This is a genomic window from Candidatus Thiodictyon syntrophicum (assembly GCF_002813775.1).
GTDB lineage: Bacteria > Pseudomonadota > Gammaproteobacteria > Chromatiales > Chromatiaceae > Thiodictyon > Thiodictyon syntrophicum.
The window spans coordinates 6,271,682-6,286,909 of sequence record NZ_CP020370.1; the positions used below are offsets into that span (position 1 = coordinate 6,271,682).

Sequence of the window (15,228 nt, forward strand, 5' to 3'; positions counted from 1 at the left end):
ATACCATAGCAATCATCCACAGATGAACACAGATGAACACAGATTATTCATTGGCTTAGGCTTAGTCGTGGGCTCACCTTGCGGGTGACGCCGGCAGGAGCGATAAGCGCATGACGATTCAAAGAAAATCTGTGTTCATCTGTGTTCATCTGTGGATTTTTTGGTTAAGGGCAAGCGTCAGGACCGTAGCATGATCAGGTTGGCCAGGGCCATCCCGAGCGCCGTCAGCGCGAATGAGCCGGCCAGGTGCGAGCCCGCGGCAGCAAGGCCCCAGCCATATTCGCCCCGGGCCAACAGGGAAACCACCTCCGCCGAAAAGGTCGAAAAGGTGGTGAGGCCACCGAGAAAGCCGGTGATGAAGAAGAGCCGCAGCTCCGGCGGCAGGCCCGGATGACGGCCGAGCCAGGCCACCGCGAAGCCGACCAGCAGGCCGCCCAGCAGGTTGGCCGCCAGGGTCCCCAAGGGCAAGGTGGGAAAGACGCCATTGAGCCGCAGACCCAGGCCCCAACGCAGCAAGGCGCCCAGACCGGCGCCGGTGAAGACGGCAAAGACAGCAATCAAGTTCTCAGGTCCCCTGGAGGAAAGGCCGACCGGATCAGCGGGCGGCGCGGCCGGGATGGCGCCGACCCCGAGGGTCCGGTCCGGCGTACAGGGACGGGGGCATCCGCCGGCGCACCGGCACCTGGCGCGCACTGCCGTCCTCTGGCCCCACATGCTAACCCGCTCGGCCGGGGATCGCCACCGGGGGACCGCGGATCGGCAGCCTCATCACCGTAACGCTTGAGTCTGACCCCGCCGAACCACGAACGGGCGACCACGGCCGTCAGACAGTCCCGCTGCGGACACCGGTCTGTCGTAGAATCGCCGGGAAACCCGACCCACCCGCAACCGGCCTTGTCGGCAGAATCCACCCCTGATGAATGACCTGAGCACCAAGCTGCGTCTTGACCTGCGAAGCGGACTGGCGGCGATCTATGGCCCCAGACTCAAAGGACTTTTTCTGTTCGGCTCCTACGCCCGCGGCCAGGCACAGTCCGAATCCGACCTGGACGTCCTCGTCGTCCTGGATCGGATCGACCACTACGGCGCCGAGATCGACCGCACCGGTCATCTGGCCTCGCGGCTGTCGCTGGAGCATGGGGTTACGATTAGCAGGGTCTTTGTCTCTCAGGCCGACTGGAAGGAGCGCCGAACCGCCTTCCTGGTCAATGCGCGTGCAGAGGCCGTGGCGGCGTGACCAAAGAGGCCGATCAGCTGTTGGAAAAGGCCGGCCGGGCCATCCGGGCCGCGACCGCGTTGTTGGCGGACGACGATGCGGACTTTGCCGCCAGCCGGGCCTATTACGCAATGTTCTACTGTGTGCAGGCATTGCTGATCGAAAAAGGACTGCGTTTCTCAAAACACAGCGGGGCTATCGGGGCCTTCGGCGCGCATTTCGCCAAGACCGGCGACCTCGACCCGCGCTACCACCGCTGGCTGCTGGACGCCTTCGATAAGCGCCAAATCGGGGATTACGGCATTGATGCCGTGCTGACGCAGGATGAAGTGCGGGAGATGATCGAGCGAGCCGACATACTCCTGGCGGAGACGGCAAGATATTTGACGGCGCCTGAAGGCGACTGATGCTCCCTCAGGTGGACGCCAACCGGGAGCAAAAGGCGAGCAAGTTAACCGGCGACAGGTCACGTTTCAAGACGTCTGCCTGCAGCGCTTCGATCTCGGCATCTGCCTCGGCCGGGGTCGCGAAAGGCTCAGGCGCGACGATGCACCGCAAGGCTTCCTCGACCAACAGGCACAGGGGAACGCCGCGCGCCTTGGCGACCGCCTGGACGTGCCGTCGCAGATGGCCGGCATTCGCCCTTGACCCTGCACCGCTCCAACCGAGGTGCCCAAGGCGCGTCCACCCAAACACAGAGTGCTGCTATGCCCCTGGTTACCATTTCCATACTGAAAGGAAAATCCCCCGACTATATCAAAGCGGTCGGGGATGCCGTCAATGCCGCCGTCATCGCGACGATGGACTTCCCCTGGGATGACCGTTACCAGATCATCCACCAACTCGAACCGCAGTGCCTGCAGTTGCAGGAGCGTGCGGGCGACCGGGTGATGATGCATCTGGTCATGCGCGCCGGGCGTTCAAACAAGGCCAAACAGGCATTCTACCAACAGGTTGTGGCAAACCTGGCCGCCAATCCCGGCATACCGCCCGCCAATGTGCTGATTACCATTACTGAGAACCACGATATCGACTGGTCATTCGGCGAAGGAGTGGCGCAGTTTGTGGTTTGACCTCTCGTCTTGATCATTCGCTTCACGGCCTTGATCATCGTTCCAGCCGCAGGGAGACAGGAGGTCGAGGCTTCAGCCGGTCGACATCGCAGATCAGCAATCCTGGTCCGGCTAAAGCCTCGACCTCCGGTGCGAAATGCCTGGGCGGCGGCCGGAACGACGATCAAGGCTCGCTGCCCTGCGGCTGCGGCGCCCCTACTCCGTTCATCGCAGATCATGAGGTTGCACAACAGCCATGCCCCCTGACCGCACCAAGCCGCTGCTGATTGCCTTGACCGTTCTGCTTGGCCTGCTGGCTTGGTCAGGCGCCCACCCCTACGACCGCCTGACCTGGGTTATGGAGGTCTTTCCCATCGTCCTGGCGATCAGCGCCGCTTACGAGCTCATCGAGTGGGGTGCCGCCCTGGCGCTGGGCACCGGTGCCGACGAGTTCCTGGGCACCCAGGGCGATCCCTGGGACACGCAGTCTGACATGTTCTTCGCACTCATCGGGGCGGTCACCTCGCTGCTCCTGCTGTCGAAGCTCCACGACCATCAACTCGAGCGACTGGAAGGTGCCGACGCGGCCTGATGCGACAACTGCCTTGACATCGACCGTTCTGGTCGCGCCCGGTAACGGACTACCCGTCGCGCCGACGCGACACCAGGAGTAAAAATCGGCGCCTATAACTCACGGTTCTCCCATTTCTTGAGCGATAAACGCACCCGCTATGCCTCATGCGCTGGAACTGGCAACAACCCGACTGGCCTGCCTTCACGTTTGACCCGGCGCCGCTGGCGGCCCTGGAGGCGCGTCTGCTGCATGAGTCCGGGCGCCTTTTCGGGGCCTTTGCCCACCTTGACGAGACCGAGCAGCGCCGACTGACCATCGACTGCATCGGCGACGAGGCCCTGATGACCGCCCGGATCGAGGGTGAGTATCTGGACCGCGACAGTCTTCAGTCCTCGCTCTTGTGTCAGTTCGGTCTGGCCTATGACGAGCGGCGTGTCCCCCCGGCCGAGGCGGGAATGGCAGAGCTGATGGTGGACCTCTATCGCCGGTTCCAGGCACCCCTGTCGCATGACACCCTCCGGGCCTGGCAGGCCATGCTGATGCGGGGACGCTCGGACCTGGATGAGGTCGGGTGCTATCGCCGTCGGGCGGAGCCGATGCAGGTCGTGTCCGGCGCCGTCTATGCACCGCGGGTTCATTTCGAGGCGCCGCCCGCGGCGCTGGTACCCGCCGAGATGGAACGCTTTCTCGCCTGGTTCGAGCATACCGCCCCGGCCGGTGCCGGCGCCCTGCCCCCCTTGACGCGCGCTGGTCTTGCCCATCTGTATTTCGTCAGCATTCACCCTTTTGAGGACGGCAATGGCCGTATTGCCCGGGCCATCGCCGAAAAGGCCTTGGCGCAGGGCCTTGGGCAACCCACCCTGGCGGCCCTCTCCCATTGCATCGAGCGGCACAAGAAGGCCTATTATGCGGCATTGCAAAGGGCCAACAAGGGGGATCCGGTCGACGACTGGTTGAATTACTTCGCCCGCACCACGCTGGACGCCCTCGACTACTCCCGGGCACGGGTCGGCTTACTCATCGTCAAGGCCAGGCTGTACGATCGGCTCAAGGGCCAATTGAACCCGCGCCAGGAGAAAGTGCTCGCGCGTCTGTTCGCGGCCGGACCCGAGGGTTTCCGCGGGGGCTTGAGCGCGGAGAACTATATCGCGCTGACGCGCACCTCGCGCGCCACCGCCACCCGCGACCTCCAGGACCTGGTGGCCAAGGGCGCGCTCACCCGCAGCGGGGAGCGCAAGCATACCCGCTATGCCTTGCAGGTCCCGGCGACGCCGGGACAGGGTTCGGATTCAATGGCTTTATTCTCATATCGGCGTATCGCACCGCATGGAGACAGGAGATCGAGGCTTACCGTGAAAGTGCGTAGTCAGGCCATCCTGGCCTGACGGTGTCGGGGCTGGAACAGTCAGGGCTGGAAGCCCTGACTACGCCGCCCCGCACGCTGGCCATCGAGCTAGCGGTCGCTGCGCGACGTTCACGGCGGGGGCTGAGGGACCGCGGGCGCGGGGTGAACGCTTGGTCGCGCGCCCCAGCGGACCGGCTGCTCGGCGGGCTCCGGCTGGAATGTGACGTGCTCGATCCCCAGGGCCCGGGCGGCGCGGCATAGGCCCTCCAGCGTCGCGGGCCAGTCCAGCAGGTCCGGGACCCGCACATGGGCGGACAGGGCGACGCGCCGCGACGACAGGGACCAGATGTGCAGGTCGTGGACCTCGGCGACACCGGACACCCGGGCCAGGGCCATCCCGACCGTCTCCAGGGGCAGGGCGCCGGGCACGCCGTCCAGCAGGGTATGCAGTGATTCGCTGAGCAGCGACAGGCTGGCGGAGAGGATCAGGCCGCAGATGAGAAGCGACAGCAGGGGGTCGATGGGCGTCCAACCGGTGGTCCAGATCACCAGGCCGGAGACGATGGCGGCCACGGACCCCAGGGCGTCTCCCATGACGTGCAGCAGGGCGCCGCGCACATTCAAATCCGGCTCGCCGCGGGCCAGCACCCAGGCGACCACCAGGTTGATCGCCAGACCCACCACCGCCACACCACTCACCGTCAGGCCGTCGATGGCCCGCGGCGTCTGCAAGCGGCCCCAGGCGGCGGCGGCGATCAGGACCACTACCGCCAGCATGGCCGCGGCGTTGATCAGCGCCGCCAGTGACTCGGCGCGCCCCAGGCCGTAGCTATGGCGGGGCGAGGGCGGGCGGGCCGTCAGCCAGGCGGCCAGCCCCGCCAGCCCCAGGGCGGCGGCATCCGTGACCATGTGGCCGGCGTCCGCGAGCAGGGCCAGTGAGCCGGACCACCAACCGGCGGCGGCCTCGACCAAGGCATAGCCCAGGGTGAGGATCAGGGCCAGGCGCAGGGCGGGCAGTGACGCCGTGTGATCCTGGCCCTGGGCCTGATGCTCGGCGTGATGGTGGTGGGCGTGACTCATCGCTGCTCCAATCGGGACTTCGGCACTTGTTCGGGACCATTGTCGCACCGCACCCGCCCCCGCCGGGCGGCCGAAGAAATGGCGCGCCGTTTGCTTGATATCATCGAAATGTGACCGGCGGGTGTCTGCCGGGGGCCTTTTGCGAAATTAATGATATCGATAAATTGCCTGTCGGCGTCCTTTGTCGTAAATTCGGCGTTGTGCGATGCAGCATTGTCGCAAACACGCTATTTTTGTAGGTTTTCCCGAGGTTACCGACGTGTCAGTCTCCCCTGCCGGCCCCCGTTTTCCGAGTCGCAATGCCGCTCCCGGCGAGGCTCGCAGTGCATTCGGGCCGACGGCCGATGCCTGAGACGATGCACACCCTGGATCTCGGCCCCCCCGATTTCGTCGAAGGCACCGCCCGCGTGGTGGAAGTCGTGGGGTCGACTGCCTGGCTGGAGCCGGAGCAGACCACCAGTTGCGGTCATTGTGCGGCCTCCGCCGCCTGCGGCGCCAAGGGTCTGGGCACGATCGCCAACCGCATCGCGGCGCGGCGCTTTGCCTTGACCGATCACCCGGGGCTGCGCGTCGGCGAGCGGGTGGTGGTGGGGATCCGCTCCGACGCACTGGTCAAGGCGGCCCTCACCGCCTACGCCATCCCGCTGTGCACCCTCTTTCTGGGCGGCGGTCTGGCGCAGTGGGCCTGGGGCCAGGATGGTACGACCATCGTGGGCGCCGTGACCGGTCTGTTCCTGGGCCTGGGCGCCGCCCGGCTGGGGGCCGCCCGACTGTTCGCGGGCGGCACCAGCGCGCCGCGGTTCCTGCGCCGGGCGGGGCCCGCGGACTGTCAACCGGCCCTCAAATAGAAACGGTCAACCGGCCATTAAAATCAGCATAAGGTACAGGTAATGCAGGAATATCTCCTTCTGATGGTAGGCGCGATCCTGGTCAACAACGTGATCCTGGCGCGCTTCCTGGGGCTGTGCTCCTTCATGGGCGTGACCACCCGCGTGGATACGGCCATGGGCATGGGGCTCGCGACCACCTTCGTCATCACCGTGTCGTCGATGCTCAACTGGGCCGCGCAGGCCTACCTGCTCGAACCCTTCGGCCTGGGCTATCTGCGCACCGTGGTGTTCATCCTGGTGATCGCCGGCGCCGTACAGTTCACCGAGATGACGGTGCGCAAGGTCTCCCCGCCTCTGTTCCAGATGCTGGGCATCTACCTGCCGCTGATCACCACCAACTGCGCGGTGCTGGGTGTGGCCCTGCTGCTGATCGAGGGCCGCATGAGCTTCATCGAGAGCACCGTCTTCGCCTTCGCCTCATCGATAGGCTACAGCCTGGTGATGGTGATTTTCGCCGGACTGCGCGAGCGCCTCGCGCTGGCCGAGATCCCGCGGCTGTTCGCCGGCCCGCCCATCGGCTTCATCACGGCCGGGCTGCTCGCCCTGGCCTTCATGGGCTTCTCTGGCATCAGCACGGTCTAGCCACCGGGGCGCTGCCTCTCCTGATTTTCTTTAAGGGTCTGCGATGAGATTGGAGGTCAACCATGTTCTTGTTGCTCGCGGTCGGTAGTCTCACCATCATCGGTGTTGTCTTGGGCGGTATCCTGGGTACCGCGGCCCGCCTTCTCGCGGTCAAGGTCGATCCGCTCGAGGCCGATCTGCAGGCCCTGCTGCCGGGCTCCCAATGCGGTCAATGCGGCTACGTGGGCTGCGCCCAGGCCGCCAAGGCGCTCGCCGCCGGGGATGCGGCGCCCACCGTCTGTCCCCCGGGGGGCAAGGCGACGGCCGAGGCCCTGGCCAAGCGCCTGGGGGTGTCGATCGATCTCTCCGACCATGTCGAGCGGGGACCCGAGTACGCCGCGATCGACGAAGAACTGTGCATCGGCTGCACCCGCTGTCTCAAGGAGTGTTCGGTGGACGGCATCTTCGGCGCTACCAAACAGATGCATACGATCCTCGCCGAGTCCTGCCACGCCTGCGGCAAGTGCATCCCGGTGTGCCCCACCGAGGCCATCACGATGCGCCCGATCCCGGTCACCCTGGGCACCTGGCACTGGCCCAAGCCGGTCACGGCGCATTAGCATTCTGGAGTGCGAGCGATGAAACTGTTTGCGATCCGCGGCGGCATCCATCCCGAATACCGCAAAGAACTGGCGAGCGACAAGGCGATCACCGCCCTGCCGATGCCGCAACGGCTGCGCATCCTGCTGCACCAGCACATCGGGGCCCCAGCCCGGCTGCTGGTCGCCGCCGGCGAGCGGGTCCTGAAGGGTCAGATGATCGCCCAGGGCCAGGGGCCGGTCTCGGCCCCCGCCCATGCCCCCACCTCCGGGTACATCGAGTCGGTCAGCGAGGTCACGGCCCCGCACGCCTCCGGCCTGGCGCAGACCGCCGTCGTCCTGGTGCCTGACGGCAAGGAGGAATGGGCGCCCCTGCCCACCCCGCTCGCCGACCCCCTGACGGCCGAACCGCAACTGATCCGCGACCTGGTGGCGCAGGCGGGCATCGTGGGTATGGGCGGCGCGGCCTTCCCGTCGGTGGTGAAGTTGCACCTGGGCACCCAGCGCAAGCTGGAGATGCTGGTCTTGAACGGCGCCGAGTGCGAGCCCTACCTCACCTGCGACGACCGGGTGATGCGCGAGCACCCCGACGAGGTGATCGACGGCGCCCGTATCATGGCGCACGCCCTGGGCGCACCGCTGGTGATCATCGGCATCGAAGACAACAAGCCGGAGGCCCTGGAGGCCATGACCCGGGAGGCCGCCGCCTTCCCCGAGGTGCAGGTGCGCCCGGTCCCGGTCCAGTATCCCATGGGGTCGGAGCGCCACCTGGTGCAGGCCCTGACCGGCCGCGAGACCCCGGCCGCCAAGCTCACCGCCGACATCGGCGCCGTGGTGCACAATGTCGCCACCGCCCAGGCCATCCATCACGCGGTGCGCTTCGGGCGCCCCCTGATCGAGCGCGTCGTCACCGTGAGCGGGCGTGCCGTGCGCGAGCCGCGCAACATCCTCGCCCCCATCGGCGCCCCCGTCACCGCCCTGATCGACTTCTGCGGCGGCCTGGTGGGCGTGCCCGCGCGCCTGGTGCAGGGCGGCCCCATGATGGGCCAGCCGTTGCCGAGCCTGGACGTGCCGGTGATCAAGGGGACCTCCGGCATCCTGGCACTCAACGCCGAGGAGACCGGCGAGGCCGAGGCAGGCCCCTGCATCCGCTGCGGCACCTGCGTGGCCATCTGCCCCTGTGGTCTGGTGCCCCTGGAGATGGCCGCCTTCATCCGCACGGACAACCTGGACGGCGCCAACAACCTGGGCGTGACCGAGTGTCTGTCCTGCGGGAGCTGCTCCTGGGCCTGTCCGTCCCATATCCCGCTGGTGCAGTATTTCAACTACGCCAAGGGGATGCTGAAAACCAAGGAGCGCGACCGGACCAAGCACGAGCGCACCAAGACCCTGACCGAGGCCCATCGGGACCGGCTTGAGCGGGCCGCTGCCGCCAAGGCGGCGGCCGCGGCGGCCAAGGCCACCACCAAAGGAACCCCGCCGGCCGCCCGTCAGCCGCGGGCAGAGGAGCCGGCAGAGGCATGATGATCGAGACCGCGACTACCAGCGCGCCCTATACCCATTCGGCGGCCAGCGTTCAGAAGACCATGACCACGGTGATCCTGGCCCTGGTGCCGGCCACCGCCTTCAACCTTTATCTCTTCGGCTGGCCCGCCGTCTTCCTGTTCGCCGTCACCGTCGGCGCCTGCGCGGCCATGGAGGGCCTCGCCCTGCTGATCAGCGGGCGCCGCCTGATGCCCACCCTGGGCGACGGCTCGGCCGTGCTGACCGGTTGGCTGTTGGCCATGACGCTGCCGCCCTGGGCGCCCTGGTGGACCGGGCTCCTGGGGGCGGTCTTCGCGATCCTGCTGGGCAAGCAGATCTTCGGCGGGCTGGGCCAGAACCTGTTCAACCCGGCCATGGTGGCGCGCGTCGCGCTGCTCGTCTCCTTCCCGGTGGCCATGACCTCCTGGGTCGCCCCCCATCCGCTGTTCTGGACCGGCACCCCCGGGTTCCTGGAGGCCCTGGCGATCACCTTCGGCGGTCAGATACCGGACGGCTACAGTGCCGCGACCGCCCTGGGACTGGTGAAGACCGGACTCTCGATGGGCCAGACGGTATCCCAGTCCGTGGGGCAGTTGCCGGACCTGATGGACATGGGCCTGGGGCTGCGCGCCGGCAGCCTGGGTGAGACCTCCGCGCTCCTGATCCTGGCCGGCGGGCTCTTCCTGATCTGGAAAAAGGTCATTACCTGGCACGTCCCCGCGGCGATGCTGGGGACCCTGTTCGTGGCCGCGACCCTGGGGCACCTCGCCAACCCGGAGCGCTTCACCGACGGGACCTTTCAAATCCTGTCGGGGGCGGCCTTCCTCGGCGCCTTCTTCATCGCCACCGACTATGTCACCTCGCCGGTCTCGAAGACCGGACAGCTCATCTTCGGCTTCGGGGTCGGGCTGCTCACCTGGATCATCCGCAGCTTCGCCGGCTACCCGGAGGGGGTGGCCTTCGCGGTCCTGCTGATGAATTCGCTGACCCCCATCATCGACCAGTACACCCGGCCGCGCCGGTTCGGACGGACCCGCCGGGGCGAGCCGCTGGCCCCCCAGGGGGACAAATGAACAAGAACAGTTCTCTCTATCACGGTCTGGTCCTGGGGGCCTTCTGTCTGGGCTTCGGGCTGCTGCTCGCCGTCACCGACGCCCTGACCGCCAAGGACATCGCCGCGCGGGCCATGGAAGACCGGCAGAACTCGCTGGCCGCGGTGATCCCCGACGCCATCCATGACAACAACCCGGTCGTGGACACCATCCTCCTCGACGTCGCCAAGGACGAGGGGCTGACGGTCTACCTCGCCAAGAAGGACGGCTTGGTAACCGGTGTGGCCTACGAGGTCAGCGGCATCGGCTACGCGGGTCGGATCAAACTGATGCTGGGGGTCGGCGCCGACGGACGCGTCCTGGGTGTACGGGCCCTGGCCCACAAGGAGACCCCCGGACTCGGTGACAAGATCGAGATCAAGAAAGGCGACTGGATCGAGCGCTTCACGGGCCTGAGCCTGGGCCATCCGCCGATCGAGAAGTGGAAGGTCAAGAAGGACGGCGGCCAGTTCGACCAGTTCAGCGGGGCCACCATCACCCCCCGCGGCGTGGTCGGGGCCATCCGCGAGGGCCTGGTCTTCTTCGACGCCCGCAAACAGGAGCTGACCCAGCCGCAGCCCCCCCAGAAAGTGAACGAGGTACGCTGAGATGGCAACCGGATACGGCAGAATCGCCCGCGACGGACTCTGGGACAACAACGGGGTCCTGGCCATGCTGCTCGGCATGTGCCCGACCATGGCCATGACCACCAGCGCGACCAACGGCCTGGGCATGGGGCTGGCCACGGCGGTCGTCATGGCCGCCTCCGGGGGTCTGGTCGCCACCTTCCGCGACTACATTACCCAAGAGGTGCGGATCCCGGTCTATATCCTGATCGTCGCCTCCATGGTGACCTTGGTGGACCTGACGATGAACGCCTACATGCACGACCTCTACAAGGTGCTCGGGCTCTTCATCCCGCTGATCGTCTCCAACTGCCTGCCGCTGGCGCGGCTGGAGTCCTTCGCCTCCAAGGAGCCGGTGCTGCCGTCGCTGGCGGACGGGGTCTTCATGGGCCTGGGCTTCACGCTCGCCTTGACCGCCATCGGCGCGGTGCGCGAGATCCTCGGTGCCGGCACCCTGTTCGCGGACGCCTCGCTACTGCTCGGCCCCGCGTTCAGCTTCATGGAGGTGCGGGTCATGCCGGAGACGATGGGGACCCTCATGATGATCCTGCCCCCGGGCGGATTCCTGGTCACCGGGTTCCTGGTCGTCGGCAAGCGCATGATCGATGTGGCCGGCGGTAAAGCCATCCAAATGGGCGGCGCCCACGCCGTCTGACGCCTCCCCAAGGGATCGATGCGATGAAGGTTCAACTCGTTTACGCCAACCCGGCGCGCCAGTTCTGGGTCTATGTGGAGGTGCCGGACGGCGCCACGGTGAGAGACGTCGTGCTGCGCTCAGACGTACTGCGGCAGTTTCCGGAGATCGATCTGGAGCAGCAGAAGCTGGGGATTTTCGGCAAGCTCACCCCCTTGGATGCACCGGTAGCGGACGGTGACCGGATCGAGATCTATCGCCCGCTGGTCGCCGACCCCAAGCTGGTGAAACAGCGCGGCAAGGCGGGCAGCGAGGCGACTTAAGACGCGGCGGTGCCCCTAAGCCCGCCCGCCACGATGACCGTAAGACGCGCATTTGGCGGCGCCTTCATTACTCCGGCCACCCTGTTGGACGGGAGCTCGCTGGCCCGCACAGCGGACCCTACGGGCTTAGTAAATCCTGGGGGCCTTGATCCCAATCTCCAATGCCACGTCATCTTGCGTCACGACCCCAACGGGGTCGTACATACCAGCCCAGGGCAACGCCCTGGGGATGGCGTTATATTGCTCAGGCAGCCCTGTAAGGGCGTGACATAGATGCCGTCTGGATGTCACGCCCTTACAGGGCTGAACTCAACTGCACCTCGAACCCAGGGCGTTGCCCTGGGCTGGTATGTCGCGCCCCTTCGGGGCTTGAATCGGCGGCGAGATTAGCCGAAATGCCGTACCAGTACCGCACGATGCAAATCCTCGGACTATTGACCGCACCGCGACCGTAGGGTGCGCCGTGCGCACCATGGCGCCGACCGAGACCCTGGCCGCAGCGATCAACCGCAGCCTCTCAAGGTGCGCACGGCGCACCCTACGCCAATGGCCCGAGCAATTGCGTCAGGTGGTACTAGCCATCGACGGTCGAGGCGAGACCAAGCTCGCTCAATGCCGCCTTGAACTCCTCGATCTGCTGCGCGGAGAGCCCCCCCGGCGGGCTGACAGCGACATTCACCCGCACGGTCAAGGCACCCGAGTTGACGAACTTTGCCAGGACCTTGGTGTAAAAATTCATCCACTTCTGCGGCGGCACCTGGCCCGACCAGTTGATCCCCGGGTTTGCTGGGGGCACCTTGCGCCGGTCGACCGGGTCCGTCTCCTGGCGCTTGACCCCAATCCGGACCGTCGCCCTGGTCATGCCGCAGGCCGCGGACACCGTGTAATCGCCCTCCTCGTCGCCCGCGCGGAACACGCCGGCCTCAGTCATCTCGCCACCGGTCGCCGACCAGTTCAAGGCCCCCAGCGGGTACTCCTGGCCGTGCTGATCCAGCCCCTTGAAGGTGAAGGCCAGGCTCTTGCCTGGCTCGACGCTTGCGTGATCGGGGTGCACCTCCAGATATTTCAGCGTCGGCGGCTCGATGCGCTTTTTCGCCTCCAGGGCAGTGACGATGAATAGATCGTCGCTGAACTCGATCTCGGCCGCGTCGAGGTCCTGCGCAAAGACGAAGGGGTCATAGCGCCCATCCGGGGTCTTACCGGCATAGGCGATCAGGCCGCTCGCCACCCCGCGGGCGATGGTGTCCTTGAGCTTGTCGATGACCAGCAGCCGCGGGAACCGGGGCGAGGCGAAGAAGGCGTCCCTGACGGACTTGGTGCTCCATTCGGTCAGGGCCGGCGGCCAATTGCGGACCAGGAAATTCGCATTCACAGCGTCCACGGCCTCGTCGTCCTGACGCAAGCGCCCGAGGATGAGCCCGGCCAGACTGTCCGCCGCGCTGGAATGCACCAGACCGAGGTCGATCGTGCGGATCTGATTGTCGCGCCCCAAGAGGCCGATCGTCTTGTAGGTACGCCAGACGGCCTCCCGCAGGTCCCGCTCGGATTTCTTCAGGCTTTGGGCCAGTTGCAGCCTTTGGGCATCGTCCAGGCGGTCGGATTCTTCCTCGTCGATGTCCTGCCAGGCCAGGAGCTTACGCGCCTCCTCCAAGAGACCCGCGGCCGCCTCGGGGATGGACCAGATCAAGGCGCTCTTGTAGGTGCGGCCCGAGTTCCCGTAGTCACGCGTGACCTGCTCAATGAAGGGCAGCGTCTGCGCATCGCCCAACCCCTGATCCGGCGCCAGGACCACGATGGCGATGACGGGCCGGTCCGGGACCTGGTTGCTGCGCTCCGGAAAATAGACCCGCTCGACGCCCGCCTGACTGGCGAAGACCTTCTGGACTTCGGCCCTTACCCGCTCCTCGATGCGCGGCGGCTTGATGTTGGCCCGGCGGTCGGACAGGAGCTTGTTGAGGTTCGGCGTCAGGCTGAAGCGATACCGGTTGTTATGGCTGGTGAGGAAATAGCAGTTGGTTTGGAGTTCCTCCAGCACCGTCTCGACGTTGCCGATCTCAAGACCAGGCTCGGCGACCGCCAGGCGAATCTCCGCCAGGCTCGCCTCCTTGTGCTGCTGCCCCCCGCTCGACTCGAAGAAGATGCTGGTGGCGACCTTGCGGTGCAGGCGCGCCTTCTTGATGGTGTCGACCGCGGTGCTGTCCAGGCGTATCGCGAATGAGTCCGGCTTGCCGATGATGTCGGTGGTGATCGCGCCCTCAAGGCGATCCTCGCCCAATTGCTCGAACATGGCGCGGCGAAACAGCGGGTCATCGAGCGGGGCCGTGCCCAGACCGATCAGACCGTCCCGATGGGCACCCTTGAATCCGCTCAGATAGGCGTTCGACACCCATTGCGCCAGCAGCCGCAACATGCCGCGGGTCTGCTGAAAGCGGGGGAGCGTTTGCCACTTGCGCTCGAAGACCGAGAGCACGACCGGATGGAAGGGATAGGTGGCGGCGAACTGGCGGCGCCCATCATCGACGGGGAACTCGGCGGGGATCGATTGGCGATGCTCCAGCAGCCAGTCCGCATAGTCATTGCAAGTGGCCAGCGCATCCTTCGTGAGCAGCACCCGCCCGTCCTGGCCGACGGCCCGCAGGTCCCACTCGAAGAGTCGGCGCCGGATGATCTCCGAGGTCTCGGCCTCGGCCGACATCACCACCGGCTTACCCAAGCGGTCCAACATCTTCTTGAAGCGGTCGTAATCGGACTGGTCCTCCGCCGTCATCTCCAACTCGGAGGCCGGAATGGACACTACCAGGACGCAATTGCGCTGCCCACGCGCCGTTTCTGACAGGTTGTGCAGGAAGTCATAAAGCTGAGCCGATAAGCCGCTCTTGCGGCTGCGGCTCACATAGTTCATCAATTCGTCCATGAGGATGAGTGCGGGTCTATCCTTGGGCAGGAAGTCGCGGATGACATCACCCGCCGGGGCCGTACCCTCCTGGTCGTGGCGTGCGACCGTCTCAAAGGCCGCCGCGCCGCCCAGTTGGAATGCGATCTCGCCCCAGGGCGTCAGGCGTTTCGGGGTGCCGTCGTCCCCACCACGCCCCCGGATGGAATCGAATTCGGTGCCGACGAAAACGGCGGTGGCCGCCGCAGGCACAGCACTGACTCCCGCCGCCAGAAGCAGCGTTTGTACACCCGTCCATCTGGATGCCAGAGGGCCGTGTTTGGCCAGGTGATAGACCAGGGTCTCCGCATGGGTCTTGCCGCCGCCGAACTGGGTCGCCATGTTGAACACGGCCGAGGTCTCGGTGACCTCGCCCGCGAGGCGCCGGATGACCTGAGAGGCCAACAGGATCAGACTCTTGGTGAGATAGGTCCGCTCAAAGAACCGCTCCGGGTCCTGGTAGTCCACCGCGGCGCGGCCGTCCCGGACATGATCGAGATGGACGGCAAATTCAGCGGCATCAAGCGGCCGGCCCTCGCGCAGGTCCTCGCGCGGCGTTGCGACCTTGTACCAGGGTTTGATGGCCATCAGCTTCTCCCAGCCTCAGTTTTCGGAATGACCCCAACGGGGTCACGCATACTAGCCCAGGGCAACGCCCTGGGTTGGCAGTTCAATCAAGTCCAGCCCTGAAAGGGCGTGACATAGAGAATCGCCGCCTGTAACGAACATCTATGTAACGCCCCTTCAGGGCTGATCGGTTGCGTGGCGCGAGCCCCAGGGC

Annotated in this window: 16 protein-coding genes; 13 read left to right on the top strand and 3 right to left on the bottom strand. The window is 66.1% G+C overall.

Annotated features, from left to right (window positions below):
* Positions 1-177: 177 nt before the first annotated feature.
* Positions 178-561, bottom strand: a complete 384-nt coding sequence (gene crcB / locus THSYN_RS26900) for a fluoride efflux transporter CrcB (RefSeq protein ID WP_236848712.1) — start codon at positions 559-561, stop codon at positions 178-180.
* 355 nt (positions 562-916) lie between these two features.
* Here crcB and THSYN_RS26905 point away from each other — a divergent pair, with 355 nt between their 5' ends.
* The 5 genes from THSYN_RS26905 (at position 917) to THSYN_RS26930 (ending at position 4,227) form a co-directional block, all read left to right on the top strand.
* Positions 917-1,237, top strand: a complete 321-nt coding sequence (locus THSYN_RS26905; protein ID WP_100921845.1) for a nucleotidyltransferase domain-containing protein — start codon at positions 917-919, stop codon at positions 1,235-1,237.
* Positions 1,234-1,623 carry a HEPN domain-containing protein gene (locus tag THSYN_RS26910; protein ID WP_100921846.1) on the top strand — a complete coding sequence of 130 codons (390 nt, stop codon included), beginning with the start codon at positions 1,234-1,236 and terminating at the stop codon, positions 1,621-1,623. Before THSYN_RS26905 ends, THSYN_RS26910 begins: the two co-directional genes overlap by 4 nt.
* A gap of 300 nt (positions 1,624-1,923) precedes the next feature.
* On the top strand, positions 1,924-2,289 hold the full coding sequence (locus THSYN_RS26920) for a tautomerase family protein (protein ID WP_100921848.1): 366 nt from the start codon (positions 1,924-1,926) through the stop codon (positions 2,287-2,289).
* 235 nt (positions 2,290-2,524) lie between these two features.
* Positions 2,525-2,860, top strand: a complete 336-nt coding sequence (locus tag THSYN_RS26925; protein WP_100921849.1) for a DUF2238 domain-containing protein — start codon at positions 2,525-2,527, stop codon at positions 2,858-2,860.
* 146 nt (positions 2,861-3,006) lie between these two features.
* Positions 3,007-4,227, top strand: a complete 1,221-nt coding sequence (locus THSYN_RS26930; RefSeq protein ID WP_100921850.1) for a Fic family protein — start codon at positions 3,007-3,009, stop codon at positions 4,225-4,227.
* Positions 4,228-4,316: 89 nt separating this feature from the next.
* On the opposite strand, the gene THSYN_RS26935 is transcribed toward THSYN_RS26930, so the two are convergent.
* Positions 4,317-5,267, bottom strand: a complete 951-nt coding sequence (locus tag THSYN_RS26935) for a cation diffusion facilitator family transporter (protein WP_100921851.1) — start codon at positions 5,265-5,267, stop codon at positions 4,317-4,319.
* Positions 5,268-5,611: 344 nt separating this feature from the next.
* Here THSYN_RS26935 and THSYN_RS26940 point away from each other — a divergent pair, with 344 nt between their 5' ends.
* From THSYN_RS26940 to THSYN_RS26975, 8 genes are all read left to right on the top strand, one after another.
* Positions 5,612-6,115: a SoxR reducing system RseC family protein gene (locus tag THSYN_RS26940; protein ID WP_100921852.1), complete on the top strand. Its 504-nt coding sequence runs from the start codon at positions 5,612-5,614 to the stop codon at positions 6,113-6,115.
* 42 nt (positions 6,116-6,157) lie between these two features.
* Positions 6,158-6,739, top strand: a complete 582-nt coding sequence (gene rsxA / locus THSYN_RS26945) for an electron transport complex subunit RsxA (protein WP_100921853.1) — start codon at positions 6,158-6,160, stop codon at positions 6,737-6,739.
* Positions 6,740-6,801: 62 nt separating this feature from the next.
* Positions 6,802-7,338: an RnfABCDGE type electron transport complex subunit B gene (locus THSYN_RS26950; protein ID WP_335582479.1), complete on the top strand. Its 537-nt coding sequence runs from the start codon at positions 6,802-6,804 to the stop codon at positions 7,336-7,338.
* 18 nt (positions 7,339-7,356) lie between these two features.
* Positions 7,357-8,841 carry an electron transport complex subunit RsxC gene (rsxC, locus tag THSYN_RS26955; protein WP_100921854.1) on the top strand — a complete coding sequence of 495 codons (1,485 nt, stop codon included), beginning with the start codon at positions 7,357-7,359 and terminating at the stop codon, positions 8,839-8,841.
* Positions 8,838-9,914, top strand: a complete 1,077-nt coding sequence (locus THSYN_RS26960; protein ID WP_100921855.1) for an RnfABCDGE type electron transport complex subunit D — start codon at positions 8,838-8,840, stop codon at positions 9,912-9,914. Before rsxC ends, THSYN_RS26960 begins: the two co-directional genes overlap by 4 nt.
* Positions 9,911-10,540 carry an electron transport complex subunit RsxG gene (rsxG, locus tag THSYN_RS26965; RefSeq protein ID WP_100921856.1) on the top strand — a complete coding sequence of 210 codons (630 nt, stop codon included), beginning with the start codon at positions 9,911-9,913 and terminating at the stop codon, positions 10,538-10,540. Before THSYN_RS26960 ends, rsxG begins: the two co-directional genes overlap by 4 nt.
* Before the next feature lies 1 nt (position 10,541).
* Positions 10,542-11,213 carry an electron transport complex subunit E gene (locus THSYN_RS26970; protein ID WP_100921857.1) on the top strand — a complete coding sequence of 224 codons (672 nt, stop codon included), beginning with the start codon at positions 10,542-10,544 and terminating at the stop codon, positions 11,211-11,213.
* Between the two features lie 23 nt (positions 11,214-11,236).
* A complete protein-coding gene (locus THSYN_RS26975) occupies positions 11,237-11,515 on the top strand; it encodes an RnfH family protein (protein WP_100921858.1) in 279 nt (92 codons plus the stop codon).
* Positions 11,516-12,089: 574 nt separating this feature from the next.
* Here the strand turns inward: THSYN_RS26975 and THSYN_RS26980 are convergent.
* On the bottom strand, positions 12,090-15,035 hold the full coding sequence (locus THSYN_RS26980; protein ID WP_100921859.1) for an ATP-binding protein: 2,946 nt from the start codon (positions 15,033-15,035) through the stop codon (positions 12,090-12,092).
* Between the last annotated feature and the right edge of the window lie 193 nt (positions 15,036-15,228).

Bases quoted from the DNA above. Each gene is read 5' to 3' on its own strand.
- THSYN_RS26970 (WP_100921857.1), top strand. From the start codon at position 10,542: ATGGCAACCGGATACGGCAGAATCGCCCGCGACGGACTCTGGGACAAC.
- THSYN_RS26930 (WP_100921850.1), top strand. From the start codon at position 3,007: ATGCGCTGGAACTGGCAACAACCCGACTGGCCTGCCTTCACGTTTGAC.
- rsxA (WP_100921853.1), top strand. From the start codon at position 6,158: ATGCAGGAATATCTCCTTCTGATGGTAGGCGCGATCCTGGTCAACAAC.
- rsxG (WP_100921856.1), top strand. From the start codon at position 9,911: ATGAACAAGAACAGTTCTCTCTATCACGGTCTGGTCCTGGGGGCCTTC.
- THSYN_RS26975 (WP_100921858.1), top strand. From the start codon at position 11,237: ATGAAGGTTCAACTCGTTTACGCCAACCCGGCGCGCCAGTTCTGGGTC.
- THSYN_RS26980 (WP_100921859.1), bottom strand. From the start codon at position 15,035: ATGGCCATCAAACCCTGGTACAAGGTCGCAACGCCGCGCGAGGACCTG.
- THSYN_RS26950 (WP_335582479.1), top strand. From the start codon at position 6,802: ATGTTCTTGTTGCTCGCGGTCGGTAGTCTCACCATCATCGGTGTTGTC.
- THSYN_RS26905 (WP_100921845.1), top strand. From the start codon at position 917: ATGAATGACCTGAGCACCAAGCTGCGTCTTGACCTGCGAAGCGGACTG.
- THSYN_RS26935 (WP_100921851.1), bottom strand. From the start codon at position 5,267: ATGAGTCACGCCCACCACCATCACGCCGAGCATCAGGCCCAGGGCCAG.
- THSYN_RS26940 (WP_100921852.1), top strand. From the start codon at position 5,612: ATGCCTGAGACGATGCACACCCTGGATCTCGGCCCCCCCGATTTCGTC.
- THSYN_RS26920 (WP_100921848.1), top strand. From the start codon at position 1,924: ATGCCCCTGGTTACCATTTCCATACTGAAAGGAAAATCCCCCGACTAT.
- THSYN_RS26960 (WP_100921855.1), top strand. From the start codon at position 8,838: ATGATGATCGAGACCGCGACTACCAGCGCGCCCTATACCCATTCGGCG.
- THSYN_RS26925 (WP_100921849.1), top strand. From the start codon at position 2,525: ATGCCCCCTGACCGCACCAAGCCGCTGCTGATTGCCTTGACCGTTCTG.
- rsxC (WP_100921854.1), top strand. From the start codon at position 7,357: ATGAAACTGTTTGCGATCCGCGGCGGCATCCATCCCGAATACCGCAAA.